The following is a 16,672-nucleotide window of genomic DNA, read 5'->3' as shown; positions in this document are numbered from 1 at the left end:
GCCGACATGCTTGTTAACGCACTCAAGGAAAAATGGGCCAAGGGGCAGGCGACGATCAATGGCTGGTGCTCCATCGGCAGCCCCTTCACGGCCGAGATCATGGCGGCCCAAGGCTATGACTCCATCTGCGTCGACGTGCAGCATGGGGCGCTCGACTATTCCGCCGCGCTGCCGATGTTCCAGGCGATGCGCGCCTCGGGCGTCGTTCTGTTGGCGCGTGCACATTGGCTTGATCCGGCGAGCATCATGAAGCTTCTGGATGCCGGCGCGATGGGGATTGTCTGCCCCATGGTAAACAACCCCGAGGAGGCGGCCCGGTTCGTCAGCTACATGCGCTATCCGCCCCTGGGGCAGCGCAGCTTCGGCCCGACGCGGGCAGGCTTCGCCATGAAGGGCTACGGCGTCCAGGCGAACGATGCCGTCCTGGCCTTCGCGATGATCGAAACAGCCGAAGGCATGAAGAACCTCGAAGAGATCGCGGCGACCCCCGGCCTCGACGGAATATACGTCGGCCCCGCCGACCTGACCCTTGGGCTCACGCAGGGCCGCCTGCCGCCGGGCTTCGACCGGGAGGAGGATGAGATGGTCGCTGCCATCCGGCGCATCGCGGAGGTCTGCCGGAAGAACGGAAAGTTCGCCGCGCTCCACTGCGGAACCGCGGAATACGCCGCGCGCGCCATCGGCTGGGGCTACAACATGACGACCGTTTCAGGCGACACGCGCCTTCTCGCCGCGTCCGCCGCCGCGTCCGTCGCGCGCTTCCGCGAGCTGACCGAGACGTCCGGCGCCGAGGGAGAAAAGGGGGTTTACTGATGCCGCATGTGCTCGTCGCGGGAAAGATCCACCCATCGGGGGTCGCACTTCTCGAGGCAGCCCCCGGTCTTACCTACGAAATCGTAGAGGAGGTGTCTGAGCAAAGTTACACGCCCCTGATCGCCAAGGCGGACGCGCTCGTGATCCGCACGCAGCCGATGACTGCGGCGACCATCGCGAAGGGCGAAAGGCTCAAGATCGTGTCGCGCCACGGCGTGGGCTTCGACGCGGTCGACAGCAAGGCACTGACGGATCGCGGCATCCCGCTGGTGGTGGTCGGAGACGTCAATTCGGGCGCCGTGGCCGAACACAGCATCCTGCTGATGCTGGCGGCCGCCAAGCTGGCGATCCGGGCAGACGCCGCCGTGCGCCGGGGCAAGTGGTCCTGGCGCAACCTCCTCGAAGCCGGGGAGATATCGGGCAAGAACCTTCTCATCGTGGGCTACGGCCGCATCGGGCGGCGCGTTGCCAAGCTGGCCTCCGCCTTCGACATGAAGATCCGGGCCTTCGACCCGTTCCTTGCCGAACATGGCTGGCCCGAAGGAAATGTCGCGCCGGTCAAGACGCTACGCGAGGGGCTCGCCTGGGCCGACATCGTCTCCATCAACGCGCCCAAGGCGGAGCGTCCGATCATCGGGCCGGAAGACTTTGCCGTCATGAAGCCGAGTGCGATTCTCGTGAACGCGGCCCGGGGCGGGATCGTCGACGAAGGCGCGCTGATCGCCGCGCTTCAGGCAGGCACGATCCGCGCCGCCGGGGTCGACGTGTTCGACGACGAACCGCCCTCGCCGGACAATCCGCTCCTCGCGATGGACAACGTCTTTCTGTCCCCGCACATCGGCGGGCTGACGCTCGAAGGGGCGGAGCGGCTGGCGGTCCACTCGGTCCAGAACGTCATCGACTTCTTCTCGGGGCGGCTGGATCCGAGCCTTGTGGTCAACGGCGTGCTTCTTGATGCCTGAGGTGACCAGGGCGCCCGCCCGCGCCTTTCAGAAATCGAAGGATCCGAGATGACATTCTGCACGAGGAGGAGAAGATGCTGAAGATTGCGGTGCTCGGCTGCGGCCGGATCGGCGTCATGCACGCGGCGAACGTGGCGGCTCATCCCCGAGCAAGCCTCGCCGGGGTCTACGACATCATCGCGGCGGCGGCCGATGCCTGCGGAGCGAGGCATGGCGCCCCGGTCTTCGATACGCCGGAGGAGGTCTTCGCCAGCCCGGACGTCGACGCCGTCCTCATCGCGTCGGCCACGAGCACGCATTCCGACTACATCGAGGCCGCCGTCGCTGCCGGGAAGCCCGTCCTGTGCGAGAAGCCGATCGACCTTGACCTGAAACGCGTGGAACTCTGCAAAAGCCGGATCGCGGGGACCGACCTGCCGATCATGCTGGGGTTCGTCCGGCGCTTCGACCCGGGGCACCGGGCCGCACGGCAGGCGATGCTCGATGGCGAGATCGGCGATCTGCACCAGGTCACGATCGTCTCTCGCGATCCCGGCATGGCACCCGACGCCTACATCGAGACATCGGGCGGGATCTTCCGGGACATGACGATCCACGACTTCGACCTCGCCCGCTTCATGCTGGGGGAGGAGGTGGAAACCGTCTTCGCCACGGGCTCCCGTCTGGTGAACCCGGCGTTGATGGACAGGTGCAACGACTACGACACGGTCGTCGTCACCATGACCACGGCGAGCGGGAAGCAGGCCATCATCACGAACTCGCGTCAGGCGGTCTACGGCTACGACCAACGGGTGGAACTGTTCGGCAACAAGGGCATGGTCATCTCGGAAAACCACCGGGAGAACCAGGTGACCAGGCACCTCAACGGCGCGACCAACGTCTCGGCGCCGCTCCTGAACTTCTTCATCGAGCGCTATTCCGAGGCGTTCAACGCCGAGATCGGGCACTTCGTCGACGCGGTCGAGAATGGCGTTCCGGTCGAGGTCGGGTTCGAAGACGGCCGGCTGGCGCTGGTCCTGGCCGAAGCCGCTTTCAAGTCGATCGCGGATGGTCGCGCCGTCCGGGTCAGCGAGATCGGCTGACCTGCCCGGGGCGCCTTCCGCGGCCTACAGGAGGAGCCGACGATCCGTCCGCGGAACGAGACGGATCGTGTCCTGCGCCGGGTGCCTCGGGCGCGGCGGCGTTTCGATCCGTTGCGGCTGGCCGGTGGCGGCCGCGCGTTCGATCGCGAGCATCGCGCGGACGTCGGCCAGCCCTTCGGACCCGTCCGCCTCGGGGCGGGTGCCGTTCAGGATGCAGTCGGAGAAATAGGCCGTCTGGGCGCCGAAATGGTCCACCTGCGGCGAAACCTCCTGTTCGACCGTTTCCTCGCCCTGCCGCAGCCGCATGGCCGTGTCGGTCTCGAGCCGGAAACCGGGATCGACCACGATCTCGCCCTTCGTGCCGATCACTCTGTAGAAGTCGGTCACCTCTGCGCCGAAGCTCGCGAGGAACTGGGCGAAGCGGCCGCCTGAAAAGCGCAGCGTCACGGCGATCGTCTCCTCGACCTCGGTGAAGCGCGGATCGCCCTCGTCCTGTCCCTTCATCGCGATGGCCTCGACTGGCTCCGCCCCGAAGACATGCCGCGCGGCGTTCAGGCAATAGACCCCGATGTCCTGCAGGGGGCCGCCCCAATGCTCCGCCTTGAGCCGGTGGTTGTCGAGCGCGGACTGGAAGGAGAAGACAGAGGTGAACAGACGCGGTTCGCCGATCGCGCCCGCCCGGATACGCTCCAGCGCTTCGACCGTGACGGGATCGTTGTGGAGCCGGTAGGCGGTCATCAGCCAGACGCCTGTCTCTTCCGCCGCAGCGATCATCGCCTCGCACTCCTCGACCGTCGTCGCGAGAGGCTTTTCGACGAGGACATGCTTGCCCGCCCTCGCGGCGCGGATTGCGTATTCGGCGTGGAGCGAGTTGGGGAGCGCCACGTAGACCGCATCCACGGCGCCCGCCGCGAGCATCTCGTCATAGGCGTCGTAGCCGTAGATGCTTTCGATGCCGTAGAACGCCGCAAGCTTCGCCGCGTTGTCGGGGTTGCCGCTGACGATTGCGGTCATCTCGGAATTGCCGGTCTGGGCAACGGCCGGCATGAAGGCCTGCTGCGAGATCCAGCCTGTGCCTACGACGGCGTAGCGTATCTTCCGCATCGCGATCTCCCCAAGAAAACGGCCCCCGGAAGAACCGGGGGCCGCCTGTCGTTTCTGCCGCGCTTACTGCCCGAGGCAGCTGTCCGCGTTGTCGTTGTTGCAGACGTCGAGGCCGGTGTAGATCGGATCCTCGACGGACTTGCCTTCCTTGATGTCCTTCAGGATGAACATGGCCTTGTAGCCCATCTCGAACGGACGCTGGCCGACGTTGCCGTTGGCGAGGCCGTCCTTCAGCTGATCCATCTGCATCGGCAGCGTGTCGGCGACGACGACGGTCAGTTCGCCGGCATCCATCTTGGCCTTGTAGGGCTCGATCGCCTGGCGATAGGCGTTGTCGAACCACTGGGTGAAGGCGCCTGTGGACAGGAACGCGGTCAGATCCGGGTTCGCGGCGAGGATGTCGGTCATCCCCTGAACGGCGACGTTGCCGTCGTCATTGGTGATCAGCGGGCAGCCCGAGATCTCGGTCCAGCCGCCTTCGCCAGCGAGCGCCGTTCCCGGAGGTTCGCCCGTGTCCATGCCGGAGAGCGTGTCGCGGGCGCCCTTCAGGCGCTCGTTGTGGTTCGCCGCCGCGGCGCCGCCGGTCTGCAGGCAGATCGTGCCGCCATCGGGGTGACGTGCCATGACGAGCTTCGCGAGGTTCACGCCGATGTCGTAGTTGTAGGTGCCGACATAGGTCGTGCGCAGGCCCGCGTCCTCCGGCAGGAGGTCAGAGTCCCAGGTCATCACCGGGATGCCGGCATCCGCCGCGGCCTGAAGCGCCTTGGCCATGGCCGGAGCGTTCGACGGTGCCACCGCGATACCGTCCACGCCCTTCGAGATGAGGTCCTGCACGATCTGGACCTGTTCCATCTCGGTGTGCTCGCCGGGGCCGATGTATTCGCATGTGACATCAGCCAGTTCTTCCTGCGCCTTGTAGCAGCCGTCGCGCGCAAGGTCGAAGAACGGGTTGTTCATCGCCTTCGGAACGAGCGCGAATGTATAGTCAGCCGCTGCCATGCCGGGGGCGACGAACGCCGCCAGAATGGCCGTGGTCATTAATTTCTTCATGGTTATATTTCCTCCCTTTGCGGACTTGAAATGCGTCGGACCGGGTCACGGCCCTCTGCGATTGCGGATCTGCTCCAGAAGCACTGCAAGGATCAGGAACAGACCAACAAAGAATTGCTGCCAGAGGGCGTCGATCCCAGCGAGCAGCAGAGAGTTCCGGATGAGCTCCATCAGGCCGGCGCCGATGGGCGCGCCCACGGCGAACACGACCCCGCCCATGAGGTTGGCGCCGCCGATCACCGAAGCGGCGATGACGTTCAGTTCGTAGGTCAGGCCGAGCGCGTTCGTCACCGAGCCGAACCAGCCGACCATCAGGAAAGCGGCGAGACCCGCGCAGAGCGAACAGATGATGTAGACCGACACGATGATGCGCTCGACGGGAATGCCCGACAGCTTCGCGGCCTGCGCGTTGCCGCCGATCGCGATCACCCAGCGGCCCCAGGTGGAATAGCGCCAGACCCACCAGAACACGGCGGTGAGGATGATCAGCACCCAGACCGGGTTCGGCACGCCGACGATGCTCGACCCGCCGATCCATTCGTAGAGGTCCTGGTCGGGGCCGAACTCGTAGATCATCTTGTTGTTCGACACGACCATGGCGATCGACCGCGCCATCGCCAGCATGCCCAGCGTCACGACGAAGGGCGCCATCCTGAGATAGGCGATCAGCACGCCATTTATCAGTCCCACGGTCGCCGCCGTCGCCATGCAGGCCAGGAATCCCAGGCCGATCCCGTAGCCAGCCTGCATCACGAGCCCCGTGACGATGCCCGTCAGGCCCATCAGCGAGCCCACCGACAGGTCGATCCCGGCGGTGCAGATGACCGCCGACATCCCCAGCGCCATGATGCCGAAGAAGGCGAAGTTGCGCGTGATGTTGAACATGTTGCGCTCGGTCATGAACACGTCCGAGACGAAGCTCATGACGATGCCGATGACGACGATGGCAACGAAGACCCAGAACGGCTGTGTCCGGATAGCGGCCTGGAACCCCGACATTTCCTGGCGGGACGTGATGCTCTCGTCGATCTCGGCGTGCGATTTCTGTGTCGTGTCGGTCATGCGCTTTCGATCGCCCCCGTGATCAGGCCCGTCACTTCCTCAGGGCTCGTGTCCTTGATGTACTTGTCGGCCACCTTGGCGCCCCGACGAAGCACCGCGACCCGGTCGCAAACCTCGAAGACGTCCGGCATCCGGTGCGAGACCAGGATCACCGCGTGATTGGTTTCCTTCAGCCGGTGGATCAGGTTCAGAACCTCCGCCACCTGCCGCACGGAGATCGCCGCCGTGGGTTCGTCCATCAGGACGAGCTTCGGGTCCGACAAGCGCGTGCGCGCGATCGCGACCGCCTGGCGCTGGCCGCCCGACATCTGCCTGACGAGGTCCCGCGGGCGCGTTTCGGACTTCAGCTCGGCAAAGAGCTCGCCCGCGCGCTGGAACATAGACTTGTGATCGAGATAGCTGAACGGCCCGATCCTCTTGCGCCGCTCGCGCCCGAGAAAGACGTTGGCCGCCGCCGTCAGGTTGTCGCAGAGCGCGAGGTCCTGGTAGACGATCTCGATCCCGCTCCGGCGCGCGTCTATCGGCTTGTGGAAATGGACGTCGCTGCCCTCGATCCGGATCCGCCCGCTGGTCGGAGGGAAGTTGCCGGCGATGATCTTCATCAAGGTCGATTTTCCGGCGCCGTTGTCGCCCATGAGGCCGACCGCCTCACCCGCCTGAACCTTCAGGTCGATACCCTGAAGCGCGTGGATCGCGCCAAAACTCTTCGTTATGCCGTCAAGCTCGAGAAGGCTCACCGATCAGTCTCCTCCCTTTGTCTGCGGGCATTGCATTGTATTTCTTTTCGCCCGCGGCGCCGATTTCTTCCGAACACGGCGCATCTGCAATTTGCATTGCAGCGAGCCCCAAGAGTCAACATTTTTGTCAAAAAACGTCGTGGAGGACGGGCTGGACGTGCTTTGCAGCGCCTTGCGCCGGGAACGCGCGCTCATTCTCGGGACTTCGCCGCCGAGGGCGCGCTGTTCCTTTCTGCAGGACACGCCGGAATTTGCCCGAATCGTCATGCTTTCCCGCTCCGGCAAGTTCATTCGGCGAGCGGGGCGGCCGGTATCGGCGGCGCCGCGTCGTAGCCGCCCCAGACCGACTGGTCGAAGTGGATGACCGATCCCGTCATCATTCCGCTGTCGTCCGAGGCCAGGAACGCGACCGCCCGCGCCACCTCGGCGGGGTCGAGAAGTCGCCCGAACGGTTGCGCCGCGGCGACCTTTTCAAGCCAGTCGGGCTCTGCCCCGTGATAGGAGCGCTGCGTCGCGTCCTCGCCCTCGCTGGCCATCCAGCCGATGTCGAGCTGGTTGACGCGGATGCGGTTGCGCATGAGCGCGTAGCCGGAGTTCCGCGTGAGTGTGGCCAGCGCCCCTTTGGACGCGCAGTAGGGCGCGATGAAGGGCTGCCCGGCGCGTTCGGACGTGGAGCCGATATTGACGATGCTTCCCTCGATCCCTTCGCGGATCATCACTTTCACCGCCCCCTGCATAAGGAAGAAGGGCGCCCGGGTGTTGACGGCGAACATGCGGTCGAAGAGTTCCGGCGTCGTGTTCAGCAGGTTGCCCCGGTCGGTCAGGCCCGCCGCGTTCACGAGGATGTCGATCCGGCCGAACGCCTTGTCGGCGGCTTCGATGACCCGCGCGCAATCCTCGACCTTCGCGAGATCGGCGGTGACGAACTTCACGTTTGTCCCGTGCGCGGAGGAAATCTCGTCGCCGACGGCCTGTCCCTTGGTGGCGTTGCGCCCGCAGGTCACGATGCCGCCGGCGCCGGCCGCCGCGAATTGCCGCGCAATCGCCGCGCCGAGGCCCTGCGTGCCACCCGTAACAACAGCGATCTTCCCGTCGAGTCTGTTCATCGTTTTCTCCCCGCCGCCGGGCGCCGAGCATGATCGGATCGCGGCGCCGGATTCGAGGAGCATTCTTCACTATTTCTTGCGTTCCTGTCAAACCTGCAATTTTTGCTGCTTTCAGCGGTTCGCCGGCTCCGACGTACGAGGTTCCGCCCGGTCGCCGAGTTCTGCGCGCTTCGGTGGCCCACCGTCGCTTGACATGGGTCATTGTCGTCTCGGTTCGCCCGGCGAAGCTGGTTGCGATCGCTCACCATACCGGGCGAGGGGAGGGAGATGTTCGGAACAGTGCAGCTAAGGTCCACGGTCCGGATCAACCGAGGCGGGTCTTTCCGGGTCGGCGGCACGTTGCCTTTCGCCATCACGGTCCTGCCTTTCACGGCCGCCGGAACCGGCGACGGAGCCGGTGCGATGCCACTGGTCATCGCGGCGATGGTCTGTTTCATGATCCGGGGAACGAGGCTGCCCGAGTTCTGCCGCCTTGGTTTCGTCCACCCCGTACTGTATCCGGTCGCTCCATGACGGGAATTGACGAGCTCAGCCTGGCCACGGGCCTCATTGGAGGCCTCGCACTTTTCCTCTTCGGCATGGATATCCTTGCCCAGTCGCTGAAGCAGGTGGCCGGCGACTACATGAAGGTGCTTCTCGGCCGCATGACGAGGAACCGGTTTCTCGGGATGACGGCGGGCGCGGTTGTTACGGCACTGCTGCAGTCCTCATCGGTGACGACGGTGCTTCTTGTCGGCTTCATCTCCGCCGGGCTGATGAAGACATCCCAGAGTGTCGCGATGATATTCGGCGCGAACATCGGTTCGACCGTCACGGCCCAGATCCTCGCCTTCAAGGTCACCGCTCTGGCGCTGCCGGTCATAGCGGTCGGCTTCTTCCTGTCCTTCACCGCGAGGCGCGCCGATTTCAGGGAATACGGGCGCTTCCTCCTCGGCCTCGGGCTCGTCTTCTACGGCATGAGCATCATGAGCGATGCGGTGACGCCGCTGCGGAGCTTCCAGCCCTTCCTCGACTTCATGCTGTCGCTCGACAATCTCGCGCTCGCGGCGCTGGTCGGCGCGGCGTTCACGGCGATCATTCAATCCTCCGCCGCCACGACCGGTATCCTTATCGTGATGGCGGGGCAGGGCCTTATCGGCCTCGAACCCGCGATCGCGCTGGCCCTCGGTGCGAACATCGGCACCTGCGCCACGGCGCTGCTGGCGGCGATCGGCAAGCCACGCGAAGCGGTGCGCGCGGCGCTCATCCACACGCTGTTCAACATCTTCGGCGTCCTGATCTGGATCGGCTTCGTTCACCAGCTGGCCGAACTCGCACGCGTCATTTCACCGGCGCATCCGGAACTCAACGGACTCGCGCGCGTATCGGCCGAGGTGCCGCGGCAGATCGCCAACATCCACACGTTCTTCAATGTCGTGAACGCGTTCCTCTTCATCGGCTTCACGTCGCAGATCACGCGGTTCGTGGAATGGCTGGTGCCGATGCGCCCGCCGAAGATCGAACCGCGCTACGCGCCCCGCCATCTCGATCCGCAGCTTCTGTCGGTCCCGGCGATTGCGCTGGACGCGGCGCGGCTCGAACTCCTGCGCCTTGGCCGCCTCGTCAGGGACATGCTTTCCGAGGCGTTTCCGACGCTCCTGTCCGGCAGCCCGGTGCAGCTTGACCAGTTGCGGGTCATGGACCGCCCCGTCGATCTTCTGCACCGCGAGATCGTGGGCTACCTTCGCCAGATCAGCCTCAGGGATCTTTCATCCGACAATGCCGGACTTCTCATGGCCTACATGAAGATCGGCAACGACCTCGAACACATCGGCGACCAGATCGCGACGGGCATGGTGACCTCTGCCCGGAAGCGGATCGAGGAGAACGTCGTGATCAGCGCCGTGACGAGCGCTGTCCTGACACGCCTCCACGGCAAGGTGAAACTGGCGCTGGAAGGGGCCATGCAGGCGCTCGAGGAGGGCGACGCGGATCGCGCCGCGGCCGTCCGGGCGATGAAGGAAGACATTTCCCGCACCATGGACGAGATCGAACAGCACCAGATGAAACGGTTGCGCGCCGACGAGCCGCAGAGGCTGCCGACCTACGTCAGGGAAATCGAGCTCTCCGAGGCGCTCGACGACATCTTCAAGACGGTGCGCCGCATCGCCCGCACCCAGCTTGCCGTCGCCGGGAAGATACGTCCCCACGCGTCCGAATGATCCCCGAGACTGGAGCTTCCGCTTGCCCTGCAAGCGCGTCGCCGGCCTCACACCCGCGCGATATCGGCCATGGTCGGAGGGCGGGCTCCGCGACGAGGGGGCGGTGGAAGATCGTTCCGGTCGGACGATGCCCTAGAGGCTAATGGTCGGGCAAGCGGAGAACAGCCTTTCCGCGTCCGCGCGGGTGCACAGCTTCGTCGCTTCGGTCATCATCGCGGCGCTGGCGGCGGCGGAGCCCTTGCTCAGCGCGGTGGCGAGCGGTTCGGCCCGCGACAGCGACAGCGTGAAGGCCCCGACAAAGCTGTCGCCCGCGCCCACGCCGCTCGCGACGGGCACCTCCGCCGCCTCCGCATGAAGCCGTTCCTCGGCCGTGACCAGCGTCGAACCGTCCGCGCCCCGCGCCAGGATGACGATCCGTGCGAGGCCCCGGCGGACGAGTTCCTGTGCGAAATCCGCGCTGTCCTTCCGCGACGAAAGCGGCGCTCCGGCCAGTTCCTCGGCCTCGAGGTGGTCCATCCGCAGAACGTGCGCCACGGGCCCGCGCGCCGGGTCGGCCAGCTCGGCAACGCGTCTCAACGCGGCGCCTGACGTGTCGAGAACGAAACGCCCGCCCTTGCGCGCGACGACTTCGGCCAGGCGATATGGGAATTCGAGTGGCACGCCCGGGGGCAGGCTCCCGGACAGGACGACGTAGCTTGAACGTGCCACGACCTTGCCGATCTCGTCGAGGGCGAGCGTCACCCGGGGCTCGGTCCATTCCGGTCCCGGCAGGACGAAGCGGTACTGATCGCCCGTGGTCCGGTCGGTGACGGAGAAGCTTTGCCTTGTCTCGCCGGGGCCGGGGAAGATCGACAGGCCAATTCCCTCGACGGTCAGCATCTGGACGAGGCGTTCGCCGGTTGCCCCGCCGACGGCGATGAATGCCGTGCTGTCACCGCCAAGGATGGCTATCGCGCGGCTTACGTTGATCCCTCCGCCGCCCGGATCGGTCGCGGGCCGGCCGCAACGGAGCTTGCGGCCGGGCAGGATGCGCTCGGCCGATGTGGCGAGATCGACGGTCGGGTTGAGCGTGACTGTCAATATCTGGTTCAAGACGGTCTCCGGCGCGGACTCTTCGCCAGAGTGCCAAGAAAGCCGCGCCCGGCCAAGGGCCAAGACCGGGCGAGGCGGGGCCGGGTCAGGCCTCGTCGCTCATGAAGAGCTGGTAGGAAGCGGGGACGTAGTGGAAGCCCTCGCCGCGCGCCTCGACGTAGCCGAGGGCCGGGAACGGCATGTGATACCCGATGAACGGAACCTTGTCGGCCGCGAGCATCCCGAGGACCTTGCGGCGCGACTGCGCTGCGGCGGCCTTGTCGGCATCGAAGCGCACTTCCCAATCCGGGTAGGCGAGCGACCACACGTAGTGATTGGCGGTGTCGCCGATCAGGACCAGGTTCTGACCCGCGCTTTCGATCATGTAGGCCATGTGGCCCGGCGTATGGCCGAAGGCCGAAACCGCCGTGATGCCGGAGGCAACGCTGCCCCCGTCGTCCAGGAAGGTCAGCTTCTCGTTCAGGGGCTTAACCTTGGCGTCGAAGCCTTCGTTGCCGGCCTGTGACCAATGGTTATGTTCCAACGAGCCGGTGACGTAGCGCGCGTTCGGGAAGGTTTCGCCCGCGTCGCCGGAGAGCCCGCCGATATGGTCGCCGTGCATGTGGGTGAGCACCACGACGTCGACCTGGTCAGGGGCGTAGCCCGCGGCTGCGAGCGCCCCCGTGATGCCCTCCGGGGCAAGGCCCGTGTCGAACAGCACCAGTTCATCGCCCGTGTTGATCACGGTGGGGGTGAAGTAGAACTGCGCCTTGTCGGTCGGGATGAAGGCCGCTGAAGAGGCCTCCGCGAACTCTTCGGGTGTCACGTTCAGTCCGAAAATTTCCTGCGGGTTCGGCACCGTGCGCGTGCCGCCCAGAAGCGTCGTCACCTCGAACTCGCCGAGCTTGATGCGATGGAACGGCGCCATGCCGGCCCCCATCATCTCCGCCTTCGCCCGTGCGCGCGGCGCGCTCGCGCCAAGGGCCGCCCCGGCGAGGGGTAGAGCCGCGCCGGCCAGAAGCGCATCGCGGCGCGTGAAGCGTTTTGCCTTCGTCATGGAATCCTCCCTTCGATGGGTCCTGTCGTCGGAACAGAGGATAGGACGGAAACCGCCTGCGACGAGACTTCGCGCTCCGCGTCAGCGCACAAAGCGCTGTGCGCCTATTCCCACCAGCGGTCGATGAGGGCGATGTCGTCGTCGGACCACCCGAAATGGTGCGCGAGTTCATGCACCACCACATGCGCGATGAGGTCGCCCAGTTCCACGTCGCCGCGTTCGGCCCATTCGTCGAGGATCGGCCGGCGAAACAGCCAGATCATGTCGGGCCGGTCCAGCATGTCCATCACCGACTTCTCGGTCATCGGCACGCCCTCGTAAAAGCCGGTGAGTTCGAAGGGGTCCTCGATGCCGAGATCGTCGAGGATGTCCTCGGGCGCGAATTCCGCCACGCGGAACTGGACGGCCTTCGCCGGACCCGCGAAGGCAGGCGGCAATGACGCGACCGCTGCCTGCGCCAGTTCCTCGATCACGTCGAGATCGGGCGCAGTGCGCCCCTTCCAGTCGTCCATTCCCGCACCTCCGGCTCGGGCCTCATATGGACAAAAGCGGCGCCTTGTGAAAGAGGAACCGCAACAGGAGACCTCCATCCATGACCGTCACCCGCTTCGCCCCTTCGCCCACCGGTTACCTGCACGTCGGGAACCTGCGCACCGCTCTGTTCAATTACCTGATCGCGCGGAAGGCGGGCGGGCAATTCATCCTGCGGCTCGACGACACCGACCCGGAACGCTCGAAACAGGAATACGCCGACGCGATCATGGCGGACCTGGAGTGGCTGGGTCTCACCTGGGACCGGGTGGAGCGGCAGTCGGCGCGGCTCGACCGCTACCAGGCGGCGGCCGACGAGCTGCGGGCCAAGGGCCGTTTCTACGAATGCTTCGAGACGCCGACGGAGCTGGACCTGAAGCGCAAGAAGCAGCTGAACATGGGCAAGCCCCCGGTCTACGACCGCGCGGCGCTGTCGCTGTCCGAGGCGGAGAAGGACAAGCTCCGTGCCGAGCGCGAGGGCTATTGGCGGTTCCTCCTCGACCAGGAGCGGATCGAGTGGACCGACGGCATCCTTGGCCCGATCTCGATCGACGCGGCCTCGGTTTCCGACCCGGTGCTGATCCGCGCGGACGGGCAGGTGCTCTACACGCTCGCCTCGGTCGTGGACGACGTCGAGATGGGCGTCACGGACATCGTGCGGGGTTCCGACCACGTCACCAACACCGCGACGCAGATCCAGATCATCCGCGCGCTCGGCAGCGAGCCGCCGGCCTTCGCGCATCACAGCCTGCTGACCGGCCCCCAGGGCGAGGGATTGTCCAAGCGGCTGGGCACGCTATCGCTGCGCGACCTGCGTGCGAAGGGGATCGCGAAGGAGGCTCTGCTGAGCCTGATGGCGCGGCTCGGGTCCTCTCAGCCGGTGGAATTGAAGATGTCGCTGGACGAAATCGCCGAAGGGTTCGACCTGTCGCAGTTCGGCGCCGCGCCGACGAAGTTCGACGCCGAAGACCTCGTGCCGCTGACGCAGCGCGTCAACCAGTCGATGCCCTTCGAGGCGGTCAAGGACCGGATCGCGGCGCTGGGCGTGCCAGACGACATGGCCGAACGGTTCTGGAACGTCGCGTCGCAGAACATCACCTATCTCGACGATCTCGAGGGGTGGTGGAAGATCTGCCGCGATGGCGCGGAGCCCGTGATCGACCCTGAGGACAAGGACTTTGTCGCGACCGCCGTGGGCCTGCTGCCCGAACCGCCCTTCACCGAGACGACGTGGAAGGAGTGGACCGAGGCCGTGAAGACCGCGACGGGTCGCAAGGGCAAGGGGCTGTTCATGCCGCTTCGGAAAGCCCTGACCGGTCAGGCACAGGGGCCGGAGATGGCCGACCTCATGCCGCTGCTCCAGAAGGTGCGCGCGAAGGACTGACGACGTCCGGCCGGGGGAAACCCGAAGACGGCGCCGCCAGGGCTGCCGTGCGTGGCGTGGATTTCGGGGGCGAAGAGAGGTCAGCGGAGGCGCTGCGCGCCCACGCCGATCAGGGCTTCGTCCACGAAGGCGGTCTCTGAAAGGCTGAGCGCGCGCGCGCGGGAATAGCGTGGCGCCGCTCGGTCGTCGAGGATCGGCGTTTCCCACCCGGCCGTCGTGTCGAAAAAACGCTGCGCGCCTTCCTCGCCGAATTCCCTCAGGAACCCCTGCACGACCGTGTCGATGTAGCTCAGGAGAACAGGGTGCGTCTCATCGGCCGGCCTGTGGCGGGACGAGACGGCATAGACCTGGACGGATGACGCCCAATGCGCCTCGTGCGCCACGGTGGTGGACGGGAGATGATGGCGGTCATAGGCGCCCTCACGCTTGTCCAGCGCCGTCCAGTCATCGCCGGGCACGGCCGCGACGAGACCGTCGATCGTGACGTTCTCGGCCGGTTCGACCGAGAGAAACGCCAGGGGCCGCAGCCCGGTATGACGCCAGACCCGGCGCCAGCCGGTCAGGCGCGCCGGGGTCGCGGGCGCGTAGTCATGGGTCTCGCGGTTGACGAGCGAGCCGTAGCCGAAGAACGCGGGGTGCTTCATGGAACGGATACATGGGGGATCGGCGCGGCCGTATCAACCGTGCCTGCTGTCACCTTCGGTATACGATTGCATATTCTCTTGCCAGCCCGGGGACGGCTCGGCTAACCAGAGGCTGTCAGGATCGGGAGAATCCGGCAGCAGCCGGTGCCGAAGGAGCAACCGCCCCGGTAAACTCTCAGGCGCAAGGGACCGTTCTGGCGAAGGAACTCTGGAGAGTGGCCGAAAGCGCCCGCCGAAGGGATAACGATCTCAGGCGAAAGGACAGAGGGGGCATCGGAATGGGCGGGCGCAGGCACGCCAGGAACGATGCCGGGCCAAATGAACCGGCGACAGGCAAGGAGTACGGCAATGGCCGACCTGAAGCGTACGGTTCTTCATGATCTTCACCTGCGACTGGGTGCGAAGATGGTGCCCTTCGCAGGATACGAGATGCCCGTGCAGTATCCGATGGGCGTCCTGAAGGAGCATCTGCATACCCGCACGGCCGCCGGCCTTTTCGACGTGAGCCATATGGGCCAGGTCCTGATCGCCCCCGCCTCCGGCAGTGTCGAGGATGCGGCGCTGGCGCTGGAGACGCTCGTGCCGGTCGACGTGCTGGGGCTGGCCGCGGGGCGGCAGCGCTACGCGATGTTCACGAACGACGAGGGCGGGATACTTGACGACCTCATGGTCGCGAACCGCGGCGATCATCTGTTTCTCGTCATAAACGCGGCCTGCAAGGAAGCGGATGTCGCACACATGAGGGCGCACCTCGGCGCGGGCTGCGACGTGGGCGAGGTGACGGACCGGGCGCTTCTGGCCCTGCAAGGGCCGGCGGCGGAACTGGCGCTCGCGCGGCTCGTGCCGGAAGTGGCCGAGATGGACTTCATGGACGTCGGGATCCGCAATTGGCAGGGGGTCGAGCTCTGGATCTCGCGCTCGGGCTACACCGGCGAGGACGGGTTCGAGATCTCGGTCCCGGCGCATCGGGCGGAAGCCTTCGCGGAAACGCTCCTCGCGATGGAGGAGGTGGCCCCGATCGGCCTCGGCGCGCGCGACAGTCTGCGGCTGGAGGCGGGGCTCTGCCTCTACGGCCATGACATCGACGAGACGACGAGCCCGGTCGAGGCGGGACTGAACTGGGCGATCCAGAAGGCGCGGCGCGAAGGCGGAGCGCGGGCCGGTGGCTTCCCGGGCGCCGATCGGATCCTGCGCGAACTGACGGAAGGCCCCTCGCGCCGCAGGATGGGACTGCGCCCGGAGGGGCGTGCGCCGATGCGCGAGGGAACGGAGATCTATGCGGCCGCCGAAGGCGGTGCGCCGATCGGGCGCGTCACCTCGGGTGGTTACGGGCCTTCGATAGAGGCGCCAATGGCGATGGCCTACATGCCCGCCGATATCGGGGAAGGGGCCACGGTCTGGGGCGACGTGCGCGGCAGGCGGCTGCCCGCGACGGTCTCGCCGATGCCGTTCCAGCCGACCAGATACAAACGCTGATTCACAGACGAGGACCTCAACACCATGAAATACACCGAAGAACATGAATGGCTGCGCGTCGACGGCGATCTGGTCGTCGTCGGGATCACGGAACACGCGAGCGAGCAGTTGGGCGATGTCGTCTTCGTCGAACTGCCGGAAGAGGGGCGGAGCGTCTCGAAAGGGGAAGAGATCGTGGTGATCGAAAGCGTGAAGGCCGCGTCGGACATCACGGCGCCGCTCGACGGCGAGATCGTCGAGGTAAACCCCGAGATCGCCGACAACCCCGCGATGGTGAACGAGGACCCGCTGGGCAAGGCGTGGTTCTTCAAGATGAAGGTCAAGGACATGAAAGCTCTCGACGGCTTCATGGACGAGGCCGCCTACAAGGACATGATTGGCTGAGGTGCATC

At 66.0% G+C, this 16,672-nt stretch carries 17 protein-coding genes and 1 riboswitch; of the genes, 8 read left to right on the top strand and 9 right to left on the bottom strand.

What is annotated here, in order from left to right:
- Positions 1-6 precede the first annotated feature (6 nt).
- The 3 genes from ABCN56_RS15010 to iolG all read left to right on the top strand — a co-directional run bounded on the left by ABCN56_RS15010 (position 7) and on the right by iolG (position 2,857).
- The gene (locus ABCN56_RS15010) at positions 7-813 is read left to right on the top strand and encodes an HpcH/HpaI aldolase family protein (RefSeq protein ID WP_343081637.1); all 807 of its coding nucleotides are present in this window, start codon (positions 7-9) and stop codon (positions 811-813) included.
- Complete coding sequence (locus ABCN56_RS15005; RefSeq protein WP_343081636.1) at positions 813-1,775, top strand: hydroxyacid dehydrogenase; 963 nt, start codon at positions 813-815, stop codon at positions 1,773-1,775. The genes ABCN56_RS15010 and ABCN56_RS15005 overlap by 1 nt, the downstream gene beginning before the upstream one ends.
- A 74-nt stretch (positions 1,776-1,849) precedes the next feature.
- The gene (gene iolG, locus ABCN56_RS15000; protein WP_343081635.1) at positions 1,850-2,857 is read left to right on the top strand and encodes an inositol 2-dehydrogenase; all 1,008 of its coding nucleotides are present in this window, start codon (positions 1,850-1,852) and stop codon (positions 2,855-2,857) included.
- Between the two features lie 24 nt (positions 2,858-2,881).
- Here the strand turns inward: iolG and ABCN56_RS14995 are convergent, their stop codons facing one another.
- From ABCN56_RS14995 to ABCN56_RS14975, 5 genes are all read right to left on the bottom strand, one after another.
- On the bottom strand, positions 2,882-3,961 hold the full coding sequence (locus ABCN56_RS14995) for a Gfo/Idh/MocA family protein (RefSeq protein WP_343081634.1): 1,080 nt from the start codon (positions 3,959-3,961) through the stop codon (positions 2,882-2,884).
- A gap of 63 nt (positions 3,962-4,024) precedes the next feature.
- Complete coding sequence (locus tag ABCN56_RS14990) at positions 4,025-5,011, bottom strand: sugar-binding protein (RefSeq protein WP_343081633.1); 987 nt, start codon at positions 5,009-5,011, stop codon at positions 4,025-4,027.
- Between the two features lie 45 nt (positions 5,012-5,056).
- Positions 5,057-6,073 carry an ABC transporter permease gene (locus ABCN56_RS14985; RefSeq protein WP_343081632.1) on the bottom strand — a complete coding sequence of 339 codons (1,017 nt, stop codon included), beginning with the start codon at positions 6,071-6,073 and terminating at the stop codon, positions 5,057-5,059.
- Positions 6,070-6,810, bottom strand: a complete 741-nt coding sequence (locus tag ABCN56_RS14980; RefSeq protein ID WP_343081631.1) for an ATP-binding cassette domain-containing protein — start codon at positions 6,808-6,810, stop codon at positions 6,070-6,072. Before ABCN56_RS14980 ends, ABCN56_RS14985 begins: the two co-directional genes overlap by 4 nt.
- Before the next feature lie 287 nt (positions 6,811-7,097).
- Positions 7,098-7,916, bottom strand: a complete 819-nt coding sequence (locus tag ABCN56_RS14975; RefSeq protein ID WP_343081630.1) for an SDR family oxidoreductase — start codon at positions 7,914-7,916, stop codon at positions 7,098-7,100.
- A gap of 267 nt (positions 7,917-8,183) precedes the next feature.
- Here ABCN56_RS14975 and ABCN56_RS14970 point away from each other — a divergent pair, with 267 nt between their 5' ends.
- Together ABCN56_RS14970 and ABCN56_RS14965 are read left to right on the top strand one after the other, a co-directional pair.
- Positions 8,184-8,429 (top strand): hypothetical protein, encoded by a 246-nt coding sequence (locus ABCN56_RS14970; protein ID WP_343081629.1) that lies wholly within the window; start codon positions 8,184-8,186, stop codon positions 8,427-8,429.
- Complete coding sequence (locus ABCN56_RS14965; protein ID WP_343081628.1) at positions 8,426-10,117, top strand: Na/Pi cotransporter family protein; 1,692 nt, start codon at positions 8,426-8,428, stop codon at positions 10,115-10,117. Before ABCN56_RS14970 ends, ABCN56_RS14965 begins: the two co-directional genes overlap by 4 nt.
- A gap of 132 nt (positions 10,118-10,249) precedes the next feature.
- Here ABCN56_RS14965 and ABCN56_RS14960 read toward each other — a convergent pair whose 3' ends face one another.
- The 3 genes from ABCN56_RS14960 to ABCN56_RS14950 form a co-directional block, all read right to left on the bottom strand.
- Positions 10,250-11,209 carry a 1-phosphofructokinase family hexose kinase gene (locus ABCN56_RS14960; protein ID WP_343081627.1) on the bottom strand — a complete coding sequence of 320 codons (960 nt, stop codon included), beginning with the start codon at positions 11,207-11,209 and terminating at the stop codon, positions 10,250-10,252.
- A gap of 85 nt (positions 11,210-11,294) precedes the next feature.
- A complete protein-coding gene (locus ABCN56_RS14955) occupies positions 11,295-12,245 on the bottom strand; it encodes an MBL fold metallo-hydrolase (RefSeq protein WP_343081626.1) in 951 nt (316 codons plus the stop codon).
- A gap of 104 nt (positions 12,246-12,349) precedes the next feature.
- Positions 12,350-12,757: a metallopeptidase family protein gene (locus ABCN56_RS14950; protein ID WP_343081625.1), complete on the bottom strand. Its 408-nt coding sequence runs from the start codon at positions 12,755-12,757 to the stop codon at positions 12,350-12,352.
- An 80-nt stretch (positions 12,758-12,837) separates the two neighbouring features.
- Between ABCN56_RS14950 and gltX the strand changes: the two genes are divergently transcribed.
- Positions 12,838-14,160: a glutamate--tRNA ligase gene (gene gltX / locus ABCN56_RS14945; RefSeq protein WP_343081624.1), complete on the top strand. Its 1,323-nt coding sequence runs from the start codon at positions 12,838-12,840 to the stop codon at positions 14,158-14,160.
- 80 nt (positions 14,161-14,240) lie between these two features.
- Here the strand turns inward: gltX and ABCN56_RS14940 are convergent, their stop codons facing one another.
- Entirely contained in the window at positions 14,241-14,804 is a 564-nt protein-coding gene (locus ABCN56_RS14940) for a gamma-glutamylcyclotransferase family protein (protein WP_343081623.1), read from the bottom strand.
- 112 nt (positions 14,805-14,916) lie between these two features.
- Positions 14,917-15,006: riboswitch (glycine riboswitch) on the top strand.
- A gap of 146 nt (positions 15,007-15,152) precedes the next feature.
- On the opposite strand from ABCN56_RS14940, the gene gcvT reads away from it, so the two are divergent.
- Positions 15,153-16,280 carry a glycine cleavage system aminomethyltransferase GcvT gene (gene gcvT / locus ABCN56_RS14935; RefSeq protein WP_343081622.1) on the top strand — a complete coding sequence of 376 codons (1,128 nt, stop codon included), beginning with the start codon at positions 15,153-15,155 and terminating at the stop codon, positions 16,278-16,280.
- Between the two features lie 24 nt (positions 16,281-16,304).
- A complete protein-coding gene (gene gcvH, locus ABCN56_RS14930) occupies positions 16,305-16,664 on the top strand; it encodes a glycine cleavage system protein GcvH (RefSeq protein ID WP_343081621.1) in 360 nt (119 codons plus the stop codon).
- The last annotated feature ends 8 nt before the right edge of the window (positions 16,665-16,672 follow it).

Origin of the sequence: Ostreiculturibacter nitratireducens (assembly GCF_032670585.1) — a bacterium.
Lineage (GTDB): Bacteria > Pseudomonadota > Alphaproteobacteria > Rhodobacterales > Rhodobacteraceae > Ostreiculturibacter > Ostreiculturibacter nitratireducens.
This window is presented reverse-complemented; position numbering and strand designations above follow the sequence as displayed.